At 62.7% G+C, this 21,773-nt stretch carries 22 protein-coding genes; 17 read left to right on the plus strand and 5 right to left on the minus strand.

Translation table 11 applies throughout. The features are described from left to right. Positions 1 to 22 precede the first annotated feature (22 nt). The 3 genes from mscK to HGO40_RS05805 all read left to right on the plus strand — a co-directional run bounded on the left by mscK (position 23) and on the right by HGO40_RS05805 (position 5,747). Positions 23 to 3,385, plus strand: a complete 3,363-nt coding sequence (gene mscK, locus HGO40_RS05795; protein ID WP_250962255.1) for a mechanosensitive channel MscK — start codon at positions 23 to 25, stop codon at positions 3,383 to 3,385. 37 nt (positions 3,386 to 3,422) lie between these two features. Then, positions 3,423 to 4,886, plus strand: coding sequence for a protein adenylyltransferase SelO (selO, locus tag HGO40_RS05800; RefSeq protein ID WP_250962256.1), 1,464 nt, complete (start codon positions 3,423 to 3,425; stop codon positions 4,884 to 4,886). 510 nt (positions 4,887 to 5,396) lie between these two features. Then, positions 5,397 to 5,747, plus strand: coding sequence for a DUF6124 family protein (locus HGO40_RS05805; protein ID WP_250962257.1), 351 nt, complete (start codon positions 5,397 to 5,399; stop codon positions 5,745 to 5,747). 128 nt (positions 5,748 to 5,875) lie between these two features. Here the strand turns inward: HGO40_RS05805 and HGO40_RS05810 are convergent, their stop codons facing one another. The 4 genes from HGO40_RS05810 to HGO40_RS05825 form a co-directional block, all read right to left on the minus strand. Continuing rightward, entirely contained in the window at positions 5,876 to 6,277 is a 402-nt protein-coding gene (locus tag HGO40_RS05810; RefSeq protein WP_250962258.1) for a helix-turn-helix domain-containing protein, read from the minus strand. Continuing rightward, the gene (locus HGO40_RS05815; protein ID WP_053117759.1) at positions 6,274 to 6,570 is read right to left on the minus strand and encodes a type II toxin-antitoxin system HigB family toxin; all 297 of its coding nucleotides are present in this window, start codon (positions 6,568 to 6,570) and stop codon (positions 6,274 to 6,276) included. The genes HGO40_RS05810 and HGO40_RS05815 overlap by 4 nt, the downstream gene beginning before the upstream one ends. Positions 6,571 to 6,735: 165 nt before the next feature. Further along, positions 6,736 to 7,014 (minus strand): hypothetical protein, encoded by a 279-nt coding sequence (locus HGO40_RS05820; protein ID WP_250962259.1) that lies wholly within the window; start codon positions 7,012 to 7,014, stop codon positions 6,736 to 6,738. Positions 7,015 to 7,262: 248 nt separating this feature from the next. After that, positions 7,263 to 8,168, minus strand: coding sequence for a LysR family transcriptional regulator (locus HGO40_RS05825; RefSeq protein ID WP_217884362.1), 906 nt, complete (start codon positions 8,166 to 8,168; stop codon positions 7,263 to 7,265). Between the two features lie 204 nt (positions 8,169 to 8,372). On the opposite strand from HGO40_RS05825, the gene ycaC reads away from it, so the two are divergent. After that, positions 8,373 to 8,999, plus strand: a complete 627-nt coding sequence (gene ycaC, locus HGO40_RS05830; RefSeq protein WP_250962260.1) for an isochorismate family cysteine hydrolase YcaC — start codon at positions 8,373 to 8,375, stop codon at positions 8,997 to 8,999. Positions 9,000 to 9,173: 174 nt separating this feature from the next. Beyond that, entirely contained in the window at positions 9,174 to 9,596 is a 423-nt protein-coding gene (gene trxC / locus HGO40_RS05835) for a thioredoxin TrxC (RefSeq protein WP_250962261.1), read from the plus strand. A 128-nt stretch (positions 9,597 to 9,724) separates the two neighbouring features. On the opposite strand, the gene HGO40_RS05840 is transcribed toward trxC, so the two are convergent. After that, positions 9,725 to 10,495, minus strand: a complete 771-nt coding sequence (locus tag HGO40_RS05840; RefSeq protein ID WP_186706040.1) for a ParA family protein — start codon at positions 10,493 to 10,495, stop codon at positions 9,725 to 9,727. Between the two features lie 359 nt (positions 10,496 to 10,854). Between HGO40_RS05840 and HGO40_RS05845 the strand changes: the two genes are divergently transcribed. From HGO40_RS05845 to HGO40_RS05900, 12 genes are all read left to right on the plus strand, one after another. Next, positions 10,855 to 11,574 carry a beta-ketoacyl synthase chain length factor gene (locus HGO40_RS05845; RefSeq protein ID WP_250962262.1) on the plus strand — a complete coding sequence of 240 codons (720 nt, stop codon included), beginning with the start codon at positions 10,855 to 10,857 and terminating at the stop codon, positions 11,572 to 11,574. Next, entirely contained in the window at positions 11,550 to 12,359 is an 810-nt protein-coding gene (locus HGO40_RS05850; protein WP_250962263.1) for a lysophospholipid acyltransferase family protein, read from the plus strand. Before HGO40_RS05845 ends, HGO40_RS05850 begins: the two co-directional genes overlap by 25 nt. Continuing rightward, entirely contained in the window at positions 12,340 to 12,597 is a 258-nt protein-coding gene (locus HGO40_RS05855) for a phosphopantetheine-binding protein (protein ID WP_250962264.1), read from the plus strand. Before HGO40_RS05850 ends, HGO40_RS05855 begins: the two co-directional genes overlap by 20 nt. Positions 12,598 to 12,605: 8 nt before the next feature. Further along, positions 12,606 to 12,860: an acyl carrier protein gene (locus HGO40_RS05860; RefSeq protein ID WP_186706044.1), complete on the plus strand. Its 255-nt coding sequence runs from the start codon at positions 12,606 to 12,608 to the stop codon at positions 12,858 to 12,860. Continuing rightward, on the plus strand, positions 12,857 to 13,402 hold the full coding sequence (locus HGO40_RS05865) for a COG4648 family protein (RefSeq protein WP_186729475.1): 546 nt from the start codon (positions 12,857 to 12,859) through the stop codon (positions 13,400 to 13,402). The genes HGO40_RS05860 and HGO40_RS05865 overlap by 4 nt, the downstream gene beginning before the upstream one ends. Further along, positions 13,399 to 15,078, plus strand: coding sequence for an acyl-CoA synthetase family protein (locus HGO40_RS05870; RefSeq protein WP_250962265.1), 1,680 nt, complete (start codon positions 13,399 to 13,401; stop codon positions 15,076 to 15,078). The genes HGO40_RS05865 and HGO40_RS05870 overlap by 4 nt, the downstream gene beginning before the upstream one ends. A gap of 140 nt (positions 15,079 to 15,218) precedes the next feature. After that, positions 15,219 to 15,953 carry a glycosyltransferase family 2 protein gene (locus HGO40_RS05875; RefSeq protein ID WP_250962266.1) on the plus strand — a complete coding sequence of 245 codons (735 nt, stop codon included), beginning with the start codon at positions 15,219 to 15,221 and terminating at the stop codon, positions 15,951 to 15,953. Beyond that, positions 15,950 to 16,894, plus strand: a complete 945-nt coding sequence (locus HGO40_RS05880; protein ID WP_186706048.1) for a lysophospholipid acyltransferase family protein — start codon at positions 15,950 to 15,952, stop codon at positions 16,892 to 16,894. The genes HGO40_RS05875 and HGO40_RS05880 overlap by 4 nt, the downstream gene beginning before the upstream one ends. Then, the gene (locus HGO40_RS05885) at positions 16,875 to 18,419 is read left to right on the plus strand and encodes an HAL/PAL/TAL family ammonia-lyase (protein ID WP_250962267.1); all 1,545 of its coding nucleotides are present in this window, start codon (positions 16,875 to 16,877) and stop codon (positions 18,417 to 18,419) included. Before HGO40_RS05880 ends, HGO40_RS05885 begins: the two co-directional genes overlap by 20 nt. Continuing rightward, entirely contained in the window at positions 18,412 to 18,837 is a 426-nt protein-coding gene (locus HGO40_RS05890) for an acyl-CoA thioesterase (RefSeq protein ID WP_186706050.1), read from the plus strand. The genes HGO40_RS05885 and HGO40_RS05890 overlap by 8 nt, the downstream gene beginning before the upstream one ends. After that, the gene (locus HGO40_RS05895) at positions 18,834 to 19,427 is read left to right on the plus strand and encodes an outer membrane lipoprotein carrier protein LolA (protein ID WP_250962268.1); all 594 of its coding nucleotides are present in this window, start codon (positions 18,834 to 18,836) and stop codon (positions 19,425 to 19,427) included. The genes HGO40_RS05890 and HGO40_RS05895 overlap by 4 nt, the downstream gene beginning before the upstream one ends. Next, the gene (locus HGO40_RS05900) at positions 19,411 to 21,750 is read left to right on the plus strand and encodes an MMPL family transporter (protein ID WP_250962269.1); all 2,340 of its coding nucleotides are present in this window, start codon (positions 19,411 to 19,413) and stop codon (positions 21,748 to 21,750) included. The genes HGO40_RS05895 and HGO40_RS05900 overlap by 17 nt, the downstream gene beginning before the upstream one ends. Positions 21,751 to 21,773: the final 23 nt, after the last annotated feature.

The following is a 21,773-nucleotide window of genomic DNA, read 5'->3' on the forward strand; positions in this document are numbered from 1 at the left end:
CTCACTTGCTTGACCGGTCTCTATGCCTACCCTGCGCTCCTTTTTCGCCATTGCCCTGCTCGGCCTGAGTCTTTCCATCTGCACGGTGCACGCCGCCGAGCCGCCCACCAGTGCCTCGGTACAGGCCAGCCTGGACAAGATCGGCGACCGCAAACTGCCGGAGGCTGACCAGAAAGCCCTGCAGGCCGTCTTGCAGAACACGCTGCCCCAGCTCAACAACAAGGCTGATTACGAACAGAAGCTGCAGGCGCTCAAACAGCAACTGGCCCCGGCGCCCAAGCAGAACATCGAGAACCAGCGCGAACTGGCGCGGCTCAAGGGCACCACGGTGGTGCCGGTGGCGCAACGCTATGCCAACCTGCCGATTCCCCAGCTCGCACAAATGCTCACGGAGCGCTCCACCCAGCAGAGCGACCTGCAAAAAGCCCTGGCCGATGCCAACAGCCTGGTCATCACCGCCCAGACCCGCCCCGAGCGTGCCCAGGCGGAAATCTCCCCCAGCCAGACCCGCATCCAGCAGATCAACACGATTCTCAAGGCCGGTCGAGATGCCGGCAAGGCCCTCAGCGCCGAGCAGCGCGACCAGCTCAACGCCGAGTTGGCGGCACTCAATGCGCTGATCCCACTGCGCCGCCAGGAACTGGCCGGCAACAGCCAACTGCAGGACCTGGGCAACGGCCAGCACGACCTGCTGATGGAAAAAATCGCCCGCATGGAGCAGGAAATCCAGGACCTGCAGAACCTGATCAACCAGAAGCGCCTGGCCCAGTCCCAGGAGACAGTGACCCAGCAATCCATCGAAGCCCAGAAGGCCGGTGGCAGCAGCTTGCTGGCGACCGAAAGCTCAGCCAACCTGAAGCTCTCCGACTACCTGCTCAAGAGCACCGACCGCCTCAACGAGGTCACCCAGCAGAACCTGCAGACCAAGCAATTGCTGGACAGCGTGACCCAGACCGACGCCGCCCTGGACGAACAGATCAGCGTGCTCAAGGGCAGCCTGCTGCTCTCCAAGATTCTTTACAAGCAGCGCCAGACCCTGCCGCGCCTGAAGCTGGACCAGACCCTGGCCGACCAGATCGCCGACATCCGCCTGTACCAGTTCGAAGTCAGCCAACAACGTGAGCTGTTGAACAACCCCAGTGCCTATGTCGACAACCTGCTGGCCTCGCAACCCTCGGAACAAGCCACGCCGCAACTGCGCAAGACCTTGCTGGAGCTGGCACTGACCCGCGTCGACCTGCTGGAGCGCCTGAACCGGGAGTTGAGCGCGGTACTCAACGAATCCATCACCTTGCAGCTCAACCAGAAGCAACTGCTCAGCACCGCCCAGAACCTGCGGGCGACGCTTGAAGAGCAGATGTTCTGGATTCCCAGCAACAAGCCGCTGGATTTCGAATGGATGCGTGCCGTGCCGACGCGCCTGGAGAAACAGATCGACTCGCTGCCTTGGGCGTCGAGCCTCAGTGAGCTGGCCGATGGCCTGACCCAGCGGCCCTTGCTGTTCCTGCCCCTGGTGCTGCTGATCGGCGTGCTGCTGTGGCGGCGCAAGAACCTCTACGCCCGCTTGAACAAGGTTCACCAGGACGTTGGCCACTTCAAGCGCGACAGCCAGTGGCACACCCCCCAGGCGATCCTGATCAATATCCTGCTGGCAATGCCGGTCGCCCTGGCGCTGACTCTCTGCGGCTATGCCTTGCAGATCGACGCCCGCGGCCAGAACGCCAACCTCGGCGCGGCGCTGCTGCAGATCGGCCAGGCCTGGCTGGTGTTCTACACAGCCTATCGGGTGCTGGCGCCAGGCGGCGTGGCCGAGTTGCATTTCCGCTGGGAGAAACCCCAGGTCGAATTCCTCCAAGGCTGGATTCGCCGGCTCGGGCTGGTGGTACTGGCGCTGGTGGCCGTGGTGGCCGTGGCCGAGTTGCAACCTTCGACCCTGGCCGATGACGTGCTCGGCATGCCGGTAGTGCTGACCTGCTATGCGCTGATGGCGTGGCTGCTCAGTCGCCTGTTGCTGAGCAGCCCGACGCACAAGAACACTTCACTGTTCCGCAAGGCCGTCGGGGTGCTGTTCACCGCACTGCCGATCGCGCTATTCGTGGCGGTATGCTTCGGCTACTACTACACCGCGCTGAAACTCAGCGACCGACTGATCAATACCCTGTACCTGCTGATGTTCTGGCTGGTGATCGAAGCCACCTTCGTGCGCGGCCTGTCGGTGGCGGCGCGGCGCCTGGCCTACCAGCGCGCCCTGGCCAAGCGCCAGGCGGCCAAGGAAGCCGGCGACGGCGAAGCGGTGGTCGAAGAGCCGACCCTGGATATCGAGAAGGTCAACGAGCAATCCCTGCGCCTGATCCGCCTCGCCCTGCTCGGCGGCTTCATGGCCGCGTTGTATTGGGTCTGGTCGGACTTGATCAGCGTGTTCTCGTACCTGGACAACATCACGCTCTACGAGTACACCAGCGGCACCGGCGTCAACATGAGCATGGTCCCCATCAGCATTGGTGACATGCTCGGCGCGCTGATCATCATCGGCATTACCTTTGCCCTGGCACGCAACCTGCCGGGCCTGCTGGAAGTGTTCGTGCTGTCAAAGCTCAACCTTGCCCAAGGCAGCGCTTACGCGACCACCACGCTGTTGTCCTACGTCATCGCCGGCGTCGGTTTCGTCACTACGCTCTCTACCCTGGGCGTGAGCTGGGACAAGCTGCAATGGTTGGTGGCGGCACTGTCGGTTGGCCTGGGTTTCGGCATGCAGGAGATCTTCGCCAACTTCATCTCCGGCATCATGATCCTGTTCGAACGCCCGGTGCGCATCGGCGACACCATCACCATCGGCAACCTGTCGGGCACGGGCAGCAAGATCCGCATTCGCGCGACCAACATCACCGACTTCGATCGCAAGGACATCATTGTCCCGAACAAGACCTTCATCACCGGGCAACTGATCAACTGGTCGCTGACCGACACCGTGACCCGCGTGACCCTGAAACTGGGTGTGGATTATGGTTCGGACCTGGATCGGGTGCGCGAGCTGCTGCTCAAGGCGGCCCGCGATAACCCGCGCGTGCTAAAGGAGCCAGAGCCGATCGTGTACTTCCTGAACTTCGGTGAAAGCACACTGGACCATGAACTGCGCATGCACGTACGCGACCTGGGCGACCGCAACCCGGTGCTGGACGAGATCAACCGCTTCATCAACCGGGAATTCAAGAAGGAACATATCAATATTTCGTTCCGTCAGATGGAGATCTATCTGAAGAACATGCAAGGCCAGGAATACAAACTGGTGCCTGCAGAGCCCGACAAAAAGACCATTCCGCCCGTGCCTTCGGCGGTCGCCAGCATCAAACCGGTGTCCGAACCTCCGCAGGGTAAACTCGACTGACTTGGGTTGCCTACGGGCGGTCCCGCTGGAGACGGCCATGAAATCGCTGGAAACGCTGACCTTCGATAACCGTTTCGCCCGCCTGGGCGACGGTTTCTCGGCCCACGTGCTGCCCGAGCCCATCGACAATCCCCGGTTGGTGGTCGCCAGCCCGGCGGCCATGGCGCTGCTGGACCTGGATCCTGCAGAAGCCGAGACAGCGCTGTTCGCCGAGATCTTCGGCGGCCACAAGCTCTGGGCTGAAACCGAGCCCCGGGCGATGATCTATTCAGGTCATCAGTTTGGCCACTACAACCCACAACTGGGCGATGGCCGCGGGTTGCTGCTGGGCGAGGTGTACAACGAGGCCGGCGAGCACTGGGACCTGCACCTCAAGGGCGCCGGCCAGACGCCGTTCTCACGCATGGGCGACGGGCGCGCGGTGCTGCGCTCCTCGATCCGCGAATTCCTCGCCTCCGAGGCCTTGCACGCCCTGGGCATCCCCACCACCCGCGCCTTGTGCGTGATCGGCTCGGACACCCCGGTGTGGCGCGAAAAACAGGAACGCGCCGCCATGGTGCTGCGCCTGGCGCCGAGCCATGTGCGTTTCGGCCATTTCGAATATTTCTACTACACCAAGAAACCCGAACTGCACGCGACCCTCGCCGAGCACGTCTTGAACCTGCATTTTGCCGAGTGCCGTGAGCAGCCGGAGCCGTACCTGGCGATGTACCGCGAAATCGTCGAGCGCACCGCCGAGCTGATTGCCAAATGGCAGGCCTACGGTTTCTGCCACGGCGTGATGAACACCGACACCCTGTCGATCCTGGGCATCACCTTCGACTTCGGGCCGTTCGCCTTCCTCGATGACTTCGACGCCAACTTCATCTGCAACCACTCCGATGACCAGGGCCGCTATTCGTTCAGCAACCAGGTGCCCATCGGCCAGTGGAACCTCAGCGCCCTGGCCCAGGCCTTGACCCCCTTCATCAGCGTCGACGCGCTGCGCGAGACCCTCGGGTTGTACTTGCCGCTGTACCAGGCTCACTACCTGGACTTGATGCGCCGCCGCCTCGGTTTGACCGTCGCCGAAGAGGATGACCAGAAACTGGTGGAGCGCCTGCTGCAACTGATGCAGAACAGCGGCGTCGACTACAGCCTGTTCTTCCGTCGACTCGGCGACCAGGCGCCCGAGCACGCCATCGCCACCCTGCGCGACGACTTCGTCGACCTCAAGGGCTTCGACGCCTGGGGCGAACTCTATATCGCCCGCGTCAACCGCGAAGGCCCCGTCGATCAAGACCAACGGCGCGCCCGCATGCACGCCGTCAACCCGCTGTACGTGCTGCGCAATTACCTGGCACAGAAAGCCATCGACGCCGCCGAATCAGGCGACTACGACGAAGTCCGCCGCCTGCACACCGTCTTGAGTCACCCATTCGAAGAACAACCGGGCATGGACAGTTACGCCGAGCGCCCGCCGGAATGGGGCAAGCATCTGGAGATCAGTTGCTCGTCGTAGCGCAGGCCCTGGCTAAAACAGACCTGCCACCAAACACATAACCCCGTGACGAGGGAGCTTGCTCCCGTTGGGCTGCGTAGCGGCCCCAAGCCCTCAAAAGCGACGACTGCTTCGCAGCCGAGCGGGAGCAAGCTCCCTCGCCACAAGAGCTTTGCAACCAGCGCGTTTATTTCGATGTAGGACCATTCAGGAGCAGGCTACGCCGCCTTGCGCCATTGCCTACAACTACGCCAGAATCCGCCGGCTTGTGCGCCTTGGGGTCGGGCTTTATCGTTTCCCCGTCGCTGAAAATCAGCGATCGGGTTTAGCAGCTCGAACAACATCAAGGCACGCCAGTGTCGCCATTCGAACAGTTGATCACCATCGACTTGTCAGCATTATGGCGGCTATGCGTGGGGCACTTCGGTGCGCCGGGTTCCTTGATGCCTGGTCTGCTAACCCGCGTACAGCCGCCACCCTCTTCGTTTAGCAGCGACGGGTGACGACTCCACTCATCAAGGAGTTTCATCTATGTTCAAAGCAACCCCCAACCCGCCAGATACCGACCCAGCCAACCCGAACTCAAAAGAATTCGACGAAACAGCTGACCGCGTCCTCGACTACTACCTCAACCCAAAACCCAGCAAACCCGAGGCCGATCCAAGCCAACTGTTCACCGTCGTCAATGGCGTCGACACCGAAACCCTGCTCGCCAACCTCAGCGAAAACCTGGCCTCGGCCAACGCCATGGTCAGCGACCTGGCATTCGACCTGAAAGGCTCCAGGCGACACATTGCCATGGGCATTCAGCAACTGATTGAACTGAGCAGCTTATTGGCGAACCGGGCACTGGACAACGTCGCGCCCCGCCAGTCGACATAGCGCATCCCCCTGTGGCGAGGGAGCTTGCTCCCGCTGGGCTGCGCAGCGGCCCCAAGCCCTCAAAAGCGACGACTGCTTCGCAGCCGAGCGGGAGCAAGCTCCCTCGCCACAGTTAGTGCGCCAAGCCATCAAATAAAGGTCTCAACCGATACGCCGAAGCGCTCCGCCAGCCAGCGGATCTGCCTTAAATTGAGCTGACGCTTGCCGCTCAATATCTCCGATACCACCGACTGGGTACCGACACCCGGCAAGTCGCTCTGGCTCTTCCCATGCTCGCGCATCAGATAACGAAGCGCCTCAACGCCAGTGGCCTTGGGCATCGGCCGGTGTGGATGATCCCAGGCCTCGATCCATTCACCGATAATGTCCACCAGGCTCATCAGCGGATGGGCTTCTTCTTCGCCAACCAACTCCAACAATTCATCGAGCGCTGCGACCAACCGGTCGTAATCCTCTTCGCTCCTGGGCTTACGCAGCAAGGGAGACACAAACTCCCAATGGGCGGCGACTTGTTCGATCAGTGCACTCATCCCTTTTCCTCCTTCCACTTGCCTCTGTCGTATTCCCGATGGTCAAGCACGCATTTGATATACAGACGCTGCGCTCGGTATCGAATCACCGCAATCAGCCGCAACTTGTTTCCACCGATGTCAAACACATGCAGCGGACCGACCTTATCAGTCGCCGGAAATATGGATTTCATCGCTGCAAAATCAGCCGGGCTATTGCGCTTGATCAGCCGATACCATTGATCCAACGCATTCGCTGAATGTGGCCATTTCTCCTTGGCCTCCCAAATGCGTTTCTCGGTGATCACATGCATGCAACGTCCTTATCGCATTTTGCTATGGGAAAGTTAAACACAAATCTGGCACATCGCAAATTGCGATATAGCCAGATAGACAAATGGTTAGCTCTTGCTGGTTTCCAGCCTAGTCGCCAAGAGCTTTAGGTCTCGGTAAGAAATGTGAGCAGATATGAGTCCTGCTCACCCAACCTTATCGTTCCCCTGCTCAGGCGTCTCGATCCCCGGCTCTGCCTCTTCAACCCCCTTCTCCCTGGGTTTTGCCGGCGGCTTTTCCTCGGGATAACCGGGCATGCCCCGGGCGTCTTCAGGGGTCAGTTCGTCCCGGTCGTGGCGGCGGTCGGTGGCGTAGGACGGGGCGGCGTGGGGGTCCTCGTCGCGGCCGGCGGTGCCGAGGACGAAGCCGTCGTCGTTGGGGTTGTCCACTGCCTGGGGAGTGGCTGGGTCTTGAGGATGGCTCATGGGACCTCCTGAGTCTGCAAACAGGTACGTGGTGTCTTTTTTGAGGCCGTGACAGCGTTTCAGTGCGGCGCACCTGATGAATGGCCCCCTTGATAAATGTCCTTGGAAAAGCCTGGAGTGTGAGTTCCTGTGGGAGCGGGCTTGCTCGCGAAGGCGGCGTATCAGACACATAGATGTTGACTGACACACCGTCTTCGCGAGCAAGCCCGCTCCCACAAGGAGAATCCGGTGGCATTACTGTCTCCGTCCTATGCCATATCACTGTGGCTGAATTCTTCGGCCAGAAAGTCGATCAGCGTACGCACCGACGGCAGCAACCCGCGGCGTGAGGCAAAGATCGCATGGACGATCCCGCATTTCGGCGTCCAGCCCGGCACCAGTTCCACCAGCCGGCCGGCCGCGATGTCTTCGCGCACCACCACGGTGGGCAGGTGGGCGATGCCGATGCCTGCCAGCACCGCATGACGCAGGGCCAGCAGGTCGTCGGTGACCATGCGTGGCGCGTGACGGATCAGCGCGCGGGTGCCATCCGGGCCGAACAACTCCCACTGGTATTCCCGCTGCGCCGCGCCCCAGTGCACGCTGGGCAAGCCGTTGAGGTCCGCCGGGGAGGCCGGTGAAGACAAGCGCTCAAGGAACGCCGGGCTGCCCACCAGGCACTGGGTGCTGTTGCTCAGCACCTTCATGACCATGTCGGTGTTTTCCAGCGGCGGAAAGCGCACCCGCAAGGCGATATCGAACCCTTCATGGATCAAGTCGACCCGGCGGTTGGTGCTCTCGATGAACAACTCCACCCGCGGGTACTTGAGCATGTAGCGGGTCAACATCGGCCCGACCCAACTGTTGAGCAGCGCCGTCGGGCAACTGATGCGCACCAGCCCCTGGGGTTCGGAGCGGTTGCGCTCGATCACTTCCGCCGCGCTCTCGGCCTCGACCCGCATCGCCAGGCAACGCTGGTAATAAGCCTGGCCGATCTCCGTTAGCGTGCAATGGCGGCTGGTGCGATGGAGCAAGCGCACCCCGAGCCGCTCTTCCAACTGGGCGATACGCCGGCTGAGCTTTGACTTCGGCATGTCCAGCGCCCGGCCGGCCGCGGCGAACCCACGGTGCTCGACCACCTGGGTGAAATAGTAAAGCGTGTTGAGGTCTTCGATGATCGTTCTCCAAATAGAACGCTAAGGCTGATTTCCGCAGTCTAGCGCTTCAAAGGTGCCAGTTTTAATCTACACCCATCGAAACGCAACACGGATTCAAACCGGCGCTTCGGCCAGATGAGTCACCCAATAATCGCTGCACCGAATTCAAAACCTTAACCACGCCGAAACCTTCGGCAAACAAAACTTAATGAGGGCTACGCCATGACTGCTTCCTACAACCGTCTCGACAAAGATAACGCCGCCGTTCTGCTGGTCGATCACCAAGCCGGTCTGCTGTCGCTGGTACGCGACATCGACCCGGACCGTTTCAAGAACAACGTACTGGCCCTGGCTGATCTGGCGAAGTACTTCCAACTGCCGACCATCCTCACCACCAGCTTCGAAACCGGCCCCAACGGCCCGTTGATGCCAGAACTCAAGACGCTGTTCCCGGATGCGCCGTACATCGCCCGTCCTGGCCAGATCAACGCCTGGGACAACGAAGATTTCGTCAAGGCAATCAAGGCCACTGGCAAGAAACAACTGATCATCGCCGGCGTCGTCACCGAAGTCTGCGTAGCCTTCCCGGCCCTGTCAGCCCTGGCTGAAGGTTTCGAAGTGTTCGTGGTCACCGATGCGTCTGGCACGTTCAACGAACTGACCCGTCAATCGGCCTGGGACCGCATGTCTTCCTCCGGTGCGCAATTGATGACCTGGTTCGGCCTGGCCTGTGAACTGCACCGCGACTGGCGCAACGACGTGGAAGGCCTGGCGACCCTGTTCTCCAACCACATCCCGGACTACCGCAACCTGATGACCAGCTACAACACGCTGACCAACGGCAAATAACAGCCACACCGATACACCCCTGTGGGAGCGAGCTTGCTCGCGATAGCGGTCTGACAGTCGAGGCAATATTGACTGACACACCGCCATCGCGAGCAAGCTCGCTCCCACAGGGGCTTTGTGGTGGTTTCTATATAGTGTTCAATCTGTGCCAATGATTTTCTGGAGACTGATCTGATGCTGATCCCCTGCCCCCATTGCAACGGGCTCAATCGCATACCCGCCGAACGCCTGGGCGACCAGCCCAAGTGCGGACGCTGCAAGGCCCAGGTGTTATTGAGCAAGCCGTTCGAACTCAAGCAAGGCGACTATGCCAGCCAGATCAAAGGCGATCTGCCGTTGCTGGTGGATGTGTGGGCCGATTGGTGTGGGCCATGCAAGTCCTTCGCGCCCGTGTTCGAACAGGCCGCCGCGCAATTGGCGGGTAAATGTCGGCTGGCCAAGCTCGACAGCGAGGCCAACCAGCAGTTGTCGGCGCAGTTGGGGATCCGCTCGATTCCCAGCCTGATTCTGTTCAAGGATGGCCGGGAGGTGGCGCGCCAGAGTGGGGCGGTTCCCTTGCCTCAATTGATGAGCTGGTTGCGCAGCCAGGGGATTTGAAGCCATGAGAAAAATGTGGGAGCGAGCTTGCTCGCGATAGCGGTGTACCCGTCAATACTGTATCGACTGACAGGCAGCTATCGCGAGCAAGCTCGCTCCCACAGTGATTCTTTCACAGTGGATTCCAATCAGGCACTTTCCAGCAGGCTATGCAACTCCATGAACTGTTGGGTCAGTTTGTGCCGCGGGTCGAGGTGGATCAGCGGCAGGCTGGCCTGGTGGGATTCGCGCATGCGCACCGAACTGCTCAGGTACACCGGCAACACCGGCAGGCCTTCGGCGATCAGTTCGTCGAGGATCTGCTGCGGCAGGCTGGCGCGGGCCTGGAACTGGTTGACCACGATACCTTCGACTTCCAGGCCTTCGTTATGGTCGTCCTTGAGTTCTTCGATTTCCGCCAGCAGGCCGTACAGGGCCTGACGGGAAAAACTGTCGCAGTCAAAAGGGATCAACACCCGATCAGCGGCGATCAGCGCCGAAACCGCATAAAAATTCAAGGCTGGCGGGGTGTCCAGGTAAATCCGGTCGTAATCCTCCTCCAGCTCTTCGAGCAATTTGCGCAGCTTGTTGATCTTGTGCTTGGCCTCGAGCTTGGGCTGCAGGTCCGTCAGCTCCGCCGTGGCGGTGATGACATGCAGGTTGTCGAAGGGCGTTTCGTAGATATCCACCTTGTTCTTTTTCGAGAAAGGCCCGGACGACAGGGTCTGCTTGAAGAAATCGGCAATGCCCATGGGGATGTCATCGCCGGTCAGGCCAGTCAGGTATTGAGTGGAGTTGGCCTGGGCATCCAGGTCTATCAATAGCGTGCGATAGCCTTCGCTGGCGCTGACCGCCGCCAGATTGCAGGCGATGCTGGACTTGCCCACGCCACCTTTCTGATTGAACACCACACGCCGCATGTCAAAACCTCCGTGTATCAAAGATTCCCGAGTGTAGTAGGGCGCGACACCGCTTAGCTACCTTCTGCGTAGAAGGACTACAGCGACGGTGGCTTTTCCAACGATTCAAGCGTCAATTAAGGCCAGTCAATGACAGGAACAACCGACAGACAAACTCGCGATGAGCGCGACAATGGTCTTGCCTGGCATTGAGCGGACCAACCCGTATATTTTGCTGGGCAAAATGTAACCAGTATTTGCTACAAGCCAACCGCACCGGGATAATGCGCGCCACTTGGGTCGCAAGGCCATGCAGGGTTGGACGCGGGTCAAACCACTGAACCGTGACAATAAAAGCCCGCAGGGGTGGGGTGAAGTTTGTGATCAATTTCAATATCGCCCAATGGCGCGCATGGGCCCCTGGGCTCGAAAGCGTGGATGATTGGCAGGCATGGAGCCGACAGCCGGTCGTATTGCCAGCCAGCGATGCCGCCCCTGACGTCTCGTTCCTGCCCGCCATGCAACGCCGGCGCCTCAGTCGCCTGGCGCGGATGGCCTTCAGCGTCGGCTGGCCACTGGCCGAGGGCCGTCCGGCCCTACCGTTGGTCTTTATTTCCCGTCACGGTGAAACCCCGCGCACTTTCGAGATTCTGAAGGACCTGGCGGCCGACCTGCCCTTGTCGCCGACACAATTCAGCCTGTCGGTCCATAACGCGGTGATCGGCCTGTGGTCGATCATGCGCGGCGAAACCAGCGAAATGACCGCCCTGGCCGCCACGGGCGATGGGTTGGAGCACGGCGTGCTGGAAGCCGCAGCGCTGTTGAACGAAGGCTCGCCGGCGGTGTTGCTGGTCATCACCGAGGAACAACCGCCGCAGGTCTACGCTCCGTGGGTCGATGACGTGCCTTTTCCCTATGCCGTGGGCCTGCTGTTGACCCCGGGCGACGATTGGCAACTGGACCTGTCCGCAGAGGCCGACCACTCGCCTGGCAGCGACTGGCCCCATGCCCTGGATCTGTTGCGTACCCTGCTGAACAACGAAACCACCTGCCAACATGTCTGGAAGAATCGTGTATGGACCTGGCAACGCAACCGGTGACCGGCAAACATCGCGACGCCTATTACTGGCGCCTGGTCGCGACCGCCGCCAGCTTCGCCCTGTTCGGGCTGGGCGGGCTGTGCCTGCGTTTGCTGGTGTTCCCGTTGCTGGCCTGGTTGCCCGGGGATGCCAAGGCCCACCGACAAAGGGCCCGTCGCACCGTCGGGCGGTTGTTCTGGTTCTTTATCCGATTCATGGCCCGCACCGGGGTGCTTACCTACCAGATCGATGGCGCCGAACGGCTCGGGCGTCCCGGGCAGATGATCATTGCCAATCACCCGTCGCTGATCGACGTGGTGTTCCTGATCGGGCTGGTGCGCGACGCCAACTGCGTGGTCAAGCAAAGCCTGTGGGCGAATCCTTTCACTCGGGGCCCATTGCGTTCTACCCAATACATCAGCAACGCCGGCAGCATGGACATGCTCGATGCCGCCAGCGATGCCTTGCAAAATGGCCAGACGCTGATCGTTTTTCCCGCAGGGACGCGCACCCAGCCAGGCCAGGCGCCGGCCTTTCATCGGGGGGCCGCGGCCATTGCCCTGCGGGGTGCGAAAATCCTCACGCCCGTCACGATCAAGGTCAACCCCACGACCCTGACCAAGGCCGAACCCTGGTATCGCATCCCTCGGTGTCGCGTGCACTTCAGTTTTCACGTCGGGGCCGATATAGACCCACAGGCGTTCGCTGCGCTCGGCCCGCCACCCCAGGCTTCGCGCAGGCTCAACGATTTCTTGCATCACTATTACATCAAGGAGCTCGCCGAAGATGAGCGATCTGCACCGTGACATCAAACAGCTGATCATCGAAGCCCTTGGCCTGGAAGACATCGGCATCGACGACATCGGCGACGATCAGACCCTGTTCGGCGAAGGCCTGGGCCTGGACTCGGTGGATGCCCTGGAGCTTGGCCTGGCGCTCCAGAAAAAATATGGCATCAAGATCGACGCCGACGCCAAGGACACCCGTAACCATTTCAGCAATGTGGCAAGCCTTGCGGCCTTCGTCCCTGCAAAAAGCGCCTGAGACCGACCATGCAAACTCGTGACGACATTTTCAACACCCTGCGTGATGCCCTGGTCGAACTCTTCGAACTGGACCCAGCACGCGTGACGCTGGAATCGAACCTGTACCAGGACCTGGAAATCGACAGCATCGATGCGGTCGACCTGATCGATCACATCAAGCGCCAGACCGGCAAGAAAATCGCAGCCGAAGAATTCAAGTCGGTGCGCACCGTCAATGACGTGGTCGAGGCGGTCTATCGACTGGTCCAACCGGCCGCATGACCCGGCTGATTGGCCTCGGCCTGCTACTGGCAGGCCTGTTGTACCCCTTTGCGGTGTATTTCGGCATGGAGCATTTCGCCCCGTGGCAGTTCGGGCTGCTGCTGGGGAGCCTGTGGCTGGCCCGGGCGTTGCTTGGCAAGGGCGGCGCCGGCAGCCGTTGGATGGCTGTCACGGCGATCGGTTTTTGTGTGTTGCTCGCGCTGTTCGACAGCCCGCTCCTGCTGCGCTGGTACCCGGTGCTGATCAGCGGGTTCATGCTCGGGCTGTTCGCCCTGAGCCTGAAATACGGCCCGCCGATGATTGAACGCCTGGCCCGCCTGCGCGAACCGCAGCTGCCGGCCAAGGCCGTGGTGTATACCCGCCAGGTCACGGTGGCCTGGTGTGTGTTTTTCCTGTGTAACGGTTTGCTCGCCGCCGCCCTGACCCTCTGGGCGCCGCTGAGCTGGTGGATGTTGTACACCGGCCTGATTTCCTACGGATTGATGGGGCTGCTGTTTGCCATTGAATGGCTCATACGACAACGGGTAAGAGGCCGCCCATGAATTGGATAACACTTGAGCAGATGTTGCTCAGGGCTCAACCGGAACGCACCGTTACGGTCGCTCCGGCGCTGGATCACTCGCAACTGCGGGAGGCGGCGTTGTGCCTGGCGGCGGGCCTGCAAGCCCGGGGCGCGCGGCATGTGGCGGTGCACCTGGACGATGCCGCCGACCTGGCCATCGCCCTGCTCGGCGCTTGGCGTGCCGGAGCGCGGGTCCTGCTGCCCGCCGACCTGCAAGCGCAGACACGCCAGCGCTGGGCGGCGGACGTGGACCTGTGGTTGACCGACCAGCCCGGGGACACCCATCCCGGCGATGTGCGACACGCGCCGATGGATGGCGCCGAACTGAACCTCGATCACTGTTGGCTGAGCCTGTGCACCTCCGGCTCCAGCGGCGAGCCCAAGCGCATCGAGAAAACCCTGCGGCAGTTGAGTAACGAAGTCCAGGCCCTGGAACAACTGTGGGGCGCCGACCTCGGCCCGGCCTGCATGATCGGCAGCGTGGCCGCCCAGCACATCTACGGACTACTGTTCCGGATGCTTTGGCCGCTGTGCGCCGGGCGTCCATTCATGCGTCGGCAACTGGCATTTCCCGAAGACCTGCAACGGGCCAGCCGCGAACAACCGGCGTTCGCCTGGGTTGCCAGCCCGGCATTGCTCAAGCGCATGGGCGACAACCTCGATTGGCCGGCCCTGAGCAGCGTGCGCCGAGTGTTTTCCTCTGGCGGCGCCTTGCCCTCCGAGGCTGCACAAAGCTTGCAGCGACGCCTGGGACAATGGCCGACGGAAATTTTCGGCAGTTCGGAAACCGGCGGCATCGCCTGGCGCCAGGGCGGCGGATTGTGGCAACCCTTTGCCGGCGTCGAGTTGAGCCAGGACAGCGACGGCGCCTTGCTGATTGCTTCGCCCTATCTGCCGGCCGGGCATGTGGAACATACCGCTGACGCAGCGCGGATCGCCGACGACGGGCGCTTCGAGCTGCTCGGGCGATTGGACCGTATCGTCAAGCTTGAAGAAAAACGCATCTCCCTGCCGATGCTGGAACAAGCACTGGTGGCCCACGACTGGGTCAGCGAAGCGCGATTGGGCGTGGTGCAGGAGAATCGCGCCTCCCTTGGCGCGCTGGTGGTGCTGAGTGATGCCGGCCTGCATGCCTTGCGCAACCAGGGCAGACGCGCCGTTACCGAGGGCCTGCGCCGGCACCTGAGCGCCCACTGCGAACCCCTCGCCCTGCCACGGCGCTGGCGCTGGCTGCGGCAGTTGCCGCTCAACGCCCAGGGCAAGTTGTCCCAGGCCGAGGTCGAAGCGCTGCTGCTGGCGCCACGTCCAAAAGGCCCCGAAGTCCTGGAGCGAGTCGAAACCGATGGGGAATGGAGCCTGCATTTGATCGTGCCGCCAGACCTGGCGTACTTCAGCGGTCATTTTCCCACCGCGCCGGTGTTGCCGGGCGTGGTGCAGGTCGCCTGGGGCTTGAGCCTCGGCCGACATCTGCTGGACCTGCCGCCCCGATTTGTCGGCATGGAAGTGCTGAAATTCCTGCAACTGGTGCGCCCCGGCGATGAAATCCAACTGCACCTGCGTTTCGACCGCGAGCGCGGCAAGCTGTACTTTGCCTTCCGCAATGACACGGCGGCGTGCTCCAGTGGGCGGATTGTGTTGGGGGAAAACAATGCCTAGGCAACTGCACAGATCACTGTGGCGAGGGAGCTTGCTCCCGCTGGGCTGCGAAGCAGCCCCTGGTTTTGCAAGAGCGAGCGCTTCGCACTCGAGCGGGAGCAAGATCCCTCGCCACAATGGATTTGTGGAGGGCAGAAAACATGCATAACCCCTGCGCCGTCATCCCGGTCTACAACCACGCAACCGCCATCTCGGCGGTGGTCACGGCGTTGCTCGCCAACGGCTTGCCCTGTGTGCTGGTGGATGACGCCAGCAGCCCGGCGTGTGCCGCGGTGCTGGAACGGCTGGCCGAAGGCGAGCAGGTGCATCTGCTCAGGCTGGCCGTCAACCAGGGCAAGGGCGGTGCAGTGATGGCCGGCCTGCGCGAAGCCTCGCGCCTGGGTTTCAGCCATGCGCTGCAGGTGGACGCCGACGGACAGCACGATCTTGGCGATGTGAAGACGTTCATCGAGCAATCCCGGGCCCACCCGGACGCGGTGATCTGCGGGTATCCGCACTACGACGCCAGCGTGCCGAAAGGCCGCCTGTATGCGCGCTACCTCACCCACGTCATGGTCTGGATCAACAGCCTGTCCCTGCAAATCCGCGACTCGATGTGCGGCTTTCGGGTCTATCCCTTGGCACCGACCCTGGCCGTGATCGACTCGGCCAACATCGGCAAGCGCATGGATTTCGACTCGGACATCCTCGTGCGCCTGGCCTGGCGCAATCAGCCGATGCACTGGCTGCACACCCGGGTCCATTACCCCCAGGATGGGGTTTCGCACTTTCGCCTGTTCCACGACAACGTGCTGATTTCCAGCATGCACACCCGGTTGTTCTTCGGCATGCTGGTGCGCTTTCCCCTGATTCTCTGGCGACGGTGGCGGGCATGAGTCTTCAGGCAGACAAACAGCATTGGGCCGACCGCCAGGAGCGCGGCAGTTACTGGCTGATGAAACTCACCGCCCTCGCCGCCAAGGTGCTCGGCCGGCGCTTGCTGACCCCGGTGCTGTACGGCATCGTCCTGTACTTCTTCATTTTCGGCCGTAGCGCCCGGCAGGCAGCCTGGCAATATCAGCAACGCCTGGCCGACTGGAGCGCACGTCCCGAATTGCGCCCGACCCGCTGGCGGGTGTTCGGGCAGTTCATGGCCTTTGCCGACTCCCTGCTCGATAAACTCGACGTCTGGAACGGCAAGCTGAGCATCGACCAGATCGAGATCGTCGACCCGGCGCTGTTGCGCAATCACCTGCGCGATGCCCGCGGACAAATGCTGGTGGGCGCGCACCTGGGCAACCTGGAGATGTGCCGGGCCCTGGCCGAGCTGGGCGAGAAAGTCACCATGAACGTGCTGGTGCACACCAAGCACGCCGAGCAGTTCAACCGCTTGCTGGGCGAGGCCGGCGCCACGCACCTGCGGCTGATCCAGGTCAGCGAACTGGACCCGGTGATCATGTTGCAGCTGAGCGAACGCCTGGAGCGCGGCGAATGGCTGGCGATTGCCGGCGACCGCGTGCCGCTGCACGGCGGGCGCAGCGTGACCGTGGATTTCATGGGCCACCCGGCGGCATTCCCGCAAGGCCCGTGGTTGCTGGCCGGCCTGCTTAAATGCCCGGTCAACCTGCTGATGTGCCTCAAGCACGAGGGGCGCTATCGCGTCACCCTCGAACCCTTCGCCGATGCCGTGACGTGGAAGCGCAACGAGCGTGAGCAAGTGATCGCCCACTGGGCCGCCCGCTACGCCGAGCGCCTGGCGCAGTACTGCCTCCAGGGCCCGCAACAGTGGTTCAACTTTTACCCTTTCTGGAAGACCGATGACGATGCCCACTCTTGAGCCGGTAACCTTCGGCGAACGCCCCATGCGCATTGAAGACGTGCTGGCCCTGGCCAACCGTCAGGCGCCGACGCAGTTGCAAGATGACCCGGCGTTCCGCCTGCGCATCGCCAAGGGTGCGCAATTCCTCGATTCCCTGCTGGACAAGGAAGGCGTGCTCTACGGCGTGACCACCGGTTACGGCGACTCTTGCGTGGTGGCCGTGCCGCTGCACCACGTCGAGGCCCTGCCCCGTCACCTGTACACGTTCCACGGCTGCGGCTTGGGCAAGCTGCTCGACGCCCAGGCCACTCGCGCCGTGCTCGCGGCGCGTTTGCAGTCGCTGTGCCACGGCGTGTCGGGGGTGCGGGTGGAACTGCTGGAACGCCTCCAGGCCTTTCTCGAACACGACATCCTGCCGCTGATTCCGGAAGAGGGTTCGGTGGGCGCCAGCGGCGATTTGACGCCGCTGTCCTACGTCGCCGCCACGCTTTCCGGCGAACGGGAGGTCATGTTCCGTGGCGAGCGCCGCCTGGCCGCCGACGTGCACCTTGAACTGGGCTGGACGCCGCTGGTGCTGCGGCCCAAGGAAGCCCTGGCGCTGATGAATGGCACCGCGGTGATGACCGGCCTGGCCTGCCTGGCCTTCGCCCGCGCCGACTACCTGCTGCAACTGGCGACCCGCATCACCGCGCTGAACGTGGTCGCCCTGCAAGGCAACCCGGAACATTTCGATGAACGCCTGTTCGCCGCCAAACCACATCCGGGGCAGATGCAAGTCGCCGCGTGGCTGCGCAAGGACCTGGCAATCGACGCGCCGACCGCGCCACTGCATCGCCTGCAAGATCGCTATTCCCTGCGCTGCGCGCCCCATGTGCTCGGGGTATTGGCCGACAGCCTGGGCTGGCTGCGCGGGTTCATCGAAACCGAACTCAACAGCGCCAACGACAACCCGATCATCGACGCCGAAGCCGAGCGCGTGCTCCATGGCGGGCATTTCTACGGCGGGCATATCGCCTTCGCCATGGACAGTCTGAAGAACTTGGTGGCCAACGTCGCCGACCTGCTGGACCGGCAACTCGCGCTGCTGGTGGACGAGCGCTACAACCATGGCCTGCCGAGCAACCTTTCCGGCGCCAGTGCCGAGCGAGCGATGCTCAACCACGGTTTCAAGGCCGTGCAGATCGGCACCAGCGCCTGGACCGCCGAAGCCCTGAAAAATACGATGCCGGCCAGCGTGTTCTCGCGCTCCACCGAGTGCCACAACCAGGACAAGGTGAGCATGGGCACCATCGCAGCCCGGGACGCGATCCGCGTGCTGGAACTGACCGAACAAGTGGCCGCCGCGACCTTGCTCGCCGCCAACCAGGGCGTCTGGCTGCGCAGCCGTGCCGAAGACGCACGTCCACTGCCACCGGCCCTGGCCGCCATGCACCAGCAACTGGCCGAGGATTTCCCGCCGGTCATCGAAGACCGCGCCCTGGAAGGCGAACTGCGCCTGTGCCTGCAACGCATCGCCGAGCAACACTGGAGGCTGCATGCGTAGCCAAGGTGTTTTGCACGTCGACACGCAGATCGTGGTGCCATTTTTCGACGTCGATTCGATGAACGTGGTCTGGCACGGCCATTACGTCAAATACCTGGAAGTGGCCCGCTGTGCCCTGCTCGACCTGATCGGCCACAACTACAACGACATGCTCGAATCCGGCCATGCGTGGCCGGTGATCGACCTGCAGTTGCGCTACGTACGCGGTGCCGTGTTCGGCCAGGCCCTGACCGTGCGCGCCAGCCTGGTGGAGTGGGAAAACCGGCTGAAGATCAACTACCTGATCAGTGACGCCGCGACAGGCGAACGCTTCACCCGGGCCAGTTCAGTGCAAGTGGCCGTGGACATGGCCACTCGCGAGATGCTGCTGGCTTCGCCACGGGTCTTTGTCGAAGCCGTCGAGAGGAAACTGTCATGAAGCGCCTGTTCATCTGGCTGCTGCTGTGCAGCCTGTCGCCGCTGGCCCAGGCGTTCGATCTACAGCAATTAAGTGACCAACTGGCCCGCCCGGAGGTGATCCACGGCCAGTTCATCCAGGAAAAACACCTGCGCGCCCTGCCCCAGCCCCTCACCAGCAGGGGCCACTTCGTGCTGGCGCAAAACCAAGGGCTGCTGTGGTTGCTGCAAACCCCGCTGCAACAGGACTACCGCATCACCGCCCAAGGCATCGCCCGGCGGGACGGCAATGCCTGGCAAATGCTGCCGAACAAGAGCGCCGGCGCCGAGCAGAACCGGCTGTTCCTAGCGGTATTACAGGGCGACAGCAGTGGCCTGCAACGGGATTTCGAGCTGAGCCTGTCGGGCGAGCCGCAGCAGTGGAAGCTCACCTTGACCCCGCGCTCGGTGCTGCTCAAGCAAGTCTTCAACCAGATCAACATTGACGGCGGCGAACTGGTCCAGCGCATCGAACTGCTGGAAACCCAGGGCGACAGCACCGTGCTGCGCATGCTGGACGCTACCGCCGCGCAACCTTTGAGCGAAGCGGAGCAACATGATTTTGCCGAGTGAACGGATGCTGCCCCGGCTGTTCCTGATCCTGCTGCTGGCGGTGCTCGCGCTCGCCGGCTGGCAATGGCGCAACGGCGCGCCCCTGTCGGCCAACCTCATGGAGCTGGTACCGGGCACATCGCCCGATGCCCTGGAGCTGATCGCCGAGCAGCGCATGCAAGAGCCGCTCAACCGCGAGGTGCTGGTGCTGGTCGGCCATACCGATCGCCAGCACGCCATCGCCCTGGCGCAAACCCTGGGCGAGCAATGGCAGGCCAGCGGCCTGTTCGACAAGGTGCAGTGGACGCTGCAGGCCGACTTGCCGGCGCTGCGCGCGCAACTGCTCAACGGCCGGCTGGCGATGCTCTCGGCGGCGGACCGGGCGCAATTGATCGAGCAGCCCCAGGCGTTCATCCAACAGCGGGTGCAAGCCCTGTTCGATCCGTTCAGCGGCTTCAGCCTGGTGCCGAACCAGGACGATTGGCTGGGCCTGACCGGGCGTATCCAGAACAGCCAGCCACAACGCGGCGCAATCAAATTCGACATCGGCAGCGGTGCATTGGTCGCCGATGCCGACGGTAAAAGCTGGGTGATGCTGCGGGCTCGCGCCCAGGGTAACGCCTTCGACATGGACCTGCCGCTGCAAGTGGCCGAACTGCTGCAACTCAGCCGCGACCAGGCTAGCCAGGCCCAAGGGCAACTGCTGGCCGCCAGCGGCCTGCTGTACGCCGCCAGCGGCCAGCAACAGGCATCGCGGGATATCACCTGGGTTGGCGGTGGTGCAAGCATCGGCATCTTGCTGCTGCTGTTGCGCGCCTTCCGGCGCCTGCGTGTGTGGCTGGCGTTCGTGCCGGTGCTGGTGGGCATGCTGTTCGGCGCGGTGGCGTGCGTGGCGTTGTTCGGACGCATGCATGTGATGACGTTGGTACTGGGTTCGAGCCTGATCGGTGTCGCGGTGGATTATCCGCTGCACTACCTGTCCAAGAGCTGGAGCCTCAAGCCATGGCGCAGTTGGCCGGCCTTGCGCCTGACCCTGCCGGGGCTGAGCCTGAGCCTGGCGACCACCTGCATCGGCTACCTGGCCCTGGCCTGGACGCCGTTCCCGGCCCTGACCCAGATCGCGATATTTTCCGCCGCTGGGCTGGTCGGCGCCTACTTGACCGCGGTCTGCCTGTTGCCGGCGCTGCTCAAAGGCACAGACCTGCGTCCGGCCCAGTGGCCGCTGCGGCTGTGCGAATGCCTGCTCCAGATCCGCCAAGCGTTATTGGCGAGGGAGCCCACGCCGGTGCTGCTGGTGCTGTTGCTGCGCTTCTGCGCGGGCGGCCTCTGGCACCTGACCACGAAAAACGACATCCGCCAATGGATCGGCACACCCCAGCACCTCACCGACGAAGCCCGCGACATCGCGCGCATCACCGGCTTCCAGCCCACCAGCCAGTTCTTCCTGATTCGCGCCGATGATCAGCCCCAACTGCTGGAGCGCCAGACCGCCCTCAACGAGCGACTGGACCAGTTGATCGCCCTGGAAAAACTCCAGGGCTACCTGTCGCTGAACCAACTGGTAAGCCCGCCCGCCGACCAGCAGAAAGTGCGCCAAGCACTGGCCCGATTGCCGGACTTCTGGCAACCGCTGCTCGACCTGGGCGTGCCGCTCGCCGCACTGCAAGGGGAGCTGGCGCAATTGCAGGCCTTGCCGGCGACAGACATCAATGCCGCGCTGGCCGGCCCCCTGGCCGAGCCGTACCGCACACTCTGGCTCGGCCCCACGGGGCAAGGCGTGGCCGCCATGATCAGCCTGCAAGGCTTGAACGATGCCGCGCTGCTGCGCGTGCAAGCCTTGGACCTGCCGGGCGTGCAACTGGTGGATCGCCTGGGTGACCTGAACCGGGTCTTCGCCGCCACGCAGGTCAGCGCCGCCGAGTTGAACCTGGCCTCCTGCGTGCTGATTGTGCTGCTGCTGATCTGGCCTTTCGGGGTCAGCGCGGCCTTGCGCATCGTTGCCCTGCCGTTGCTGGCCGCGCTGTGCAGCCTGGCGAGCCTCGGCTGGCTGGGACAACCACTGACGTTGTTCAGCCTGTTCGGCCTGTTGCTGGTGACGGCCATCGGCGTCGATTACGCGATCCTGATGCGCGAACAGATCGGCGGTGCCGCCGTGAGCCTGCTGGGCACCCTGCTGGCAGCGGTCACCACCTGGCTGTCGTTCGGCCTGCTGGCATTGTCCAGCACACCGGCGGTGAGTAACTTCGGCCTGGCGGTGAGCCTGGGGCTGGCCTTCAGTTTCATGCTGGCGCCATGGGCCGGGCGCCAGGAACACCCTATACCTGCTCAAGAAGATCAACGATGACCCAGGATATTCAAGGAATCCCC

The sequence above is a fragment of the Pseudomonas sp. CG7 genome, from assembly GCF_023701885.1.
Lineage (GTDB): Bacteria > Pseudomonadota > Gammaproteobacteria > Pseudomonadales > Pseudomonadaceae > Aquipseudomonas > Aquipseudomonas zanjanensis.

What these genes read in the sequence shown, in the direction of transcription:
- HGO40_RS05890 (WP_186706050.1), top strand. Translation starts at nt 18,412, where the DNA reads ATGCGTAGCCAAGGTGTTTTGCACGTCGACACGCAGATCGTGGTGCCA.
- HGO40_RS05860 (WP_186706044.1), top strand. Translation starts at nt 12,606, where the DNA reads ATGCAAACTCGTGACGACATTTTCAACACCCTGCGTGATGCCCTGGTC.
- HGO40_RS05900 (WP_250962269.1), top strand. Translation starts at nt 19,411, where the DNA reads ATGATTTTGCCGAGTGAACGGATGCTGCCCCGGCTGTTCCTGATCCTG.
- HGO40_RS05850 (WP_250962263.1), top strand. Translation starts at nt 11,550, where the DNA reads ATGGACCTGGCAACGCAACCGGTGACCGGCAAACATCGCGACGCCTAT.
- HGO40_RS05840 (WP_186706040.1), bottom strand. Translation starts at nt 10,495, where the DNA reads ATGCGGCGTGTGGTGTTCAATCAGAAAGGTGGCGTGGGCAAGTCCAGC.
- HGO40_RS05810 (WP_250962258.1), bottom strand. Translation starts at nt 6,277, where the DNA reads ATGAGTGCACTGATCGAACAAGTCGCCGCCCATTGGGAGTTTGTGTCT.
- HGO40_RS05805 (WP_250962257.1), top strand. Translation starts at nt 5,397, where the DNA reads ATGTTCAAAGCAACCCCCAACCCGCCAGATACCGACCCAGCCAACCCG.
- HGO40_RS05865 (WP_186729475.1), top strand. Translation starts at nt 12,857, where the DNA reads ATGACCCGGCTGATTGGCCTCGGCCTGCTACTGGCAGGCCTGTTGTAC.
- HGO40_RS05875 (WP_250962266.1), top strand. Translation starts at nt 15,219, where the DNA reads ATGCATAACCCCTGCGCCGTCATCCCGGTCTACAACCACGCAACCGCC.
- HGO40_RS05820 (WP_250962259.1), bottom strand. Translation starts at nt 7,014, where the DNA reads ATGAGCCATCCTCAAGACCCAGCCACTCCCCAGGCAGTGGACAACCCC.
- mscK (WP_250962255.1), top strand. Translation starts at nt 23, where the DNA reads ATGCCTACCCTGCGCTCCTTTTTCGCCATTGCCCTGCTCGGCCTGAGT.
- HGO40_RS05880 (WP_186706048.1), top strand. Translation starts at nt 15,950, where the DNA reads ATGAGTCTTCAGGCAGACAAACAGCATTGGGCCGACCGCCAGGAGCGC.
- selO (WP_250962256.1), top strand. Translation starts at nt 3,423, where the DNA reads ATGAAATCGCTGGAAACGCTGACCTTCGATAACCGTTTCGCCCGCCTG.
- HGO40_RS05885 (WP_250962267.1), top strand. Translation starts at nt 16,875, where the DNA reads ATGACGATGCCCACTCTTGAGCCGGTAACCTTCGGCGAACGCCCCATG.
- ycaC (WP_250962260.1), top strand. Translation starts at nt 8,373, where the DNA reads ATGACTGCTTCCTACAACCGTCTCGACAAAGATAACGCCGCCGTTCTG.
- HGO40_RS05870 (WP_250962265.1), top strand. Translation starts at nt 13,399, where the DNA reads ATGAATTGGATAACACTTGAGCAGATGTTGCTCAGGGCTCAACCGGAA.
- HGO40_RS05895 (WP_250962268.1), top strand. Translation starts at nt 18,834, where the DNA reads ATGAAGCGCCTGTTCATCTGGCTGCTGCTGTGCAGCCTGTCGCCGCTG.
- HGO40_RS05855 (WP_250962264.1), top strand. Translation starts at nt 12,340, where the DNA reads ATGAGCGATCTGCACCGTGACATCAAACAGCTGATCATCGAAGCCCTT.
- HGO40_RS05815 (WP_053117759.1), bottom strand. Translation starts at nt 6,570, where the DNA reads ATGCATGTGATCACCGAGAAACGCATTTGGGAGGCCAAGGAGAAATGG.
- trxC (WP_250962261.1), top strand. Translation starts at nt 9,174, where the DNA reads ATGCTGATCCCCTGCCCCCATTGCAACGGGCTCAATCGCATACCCGCC.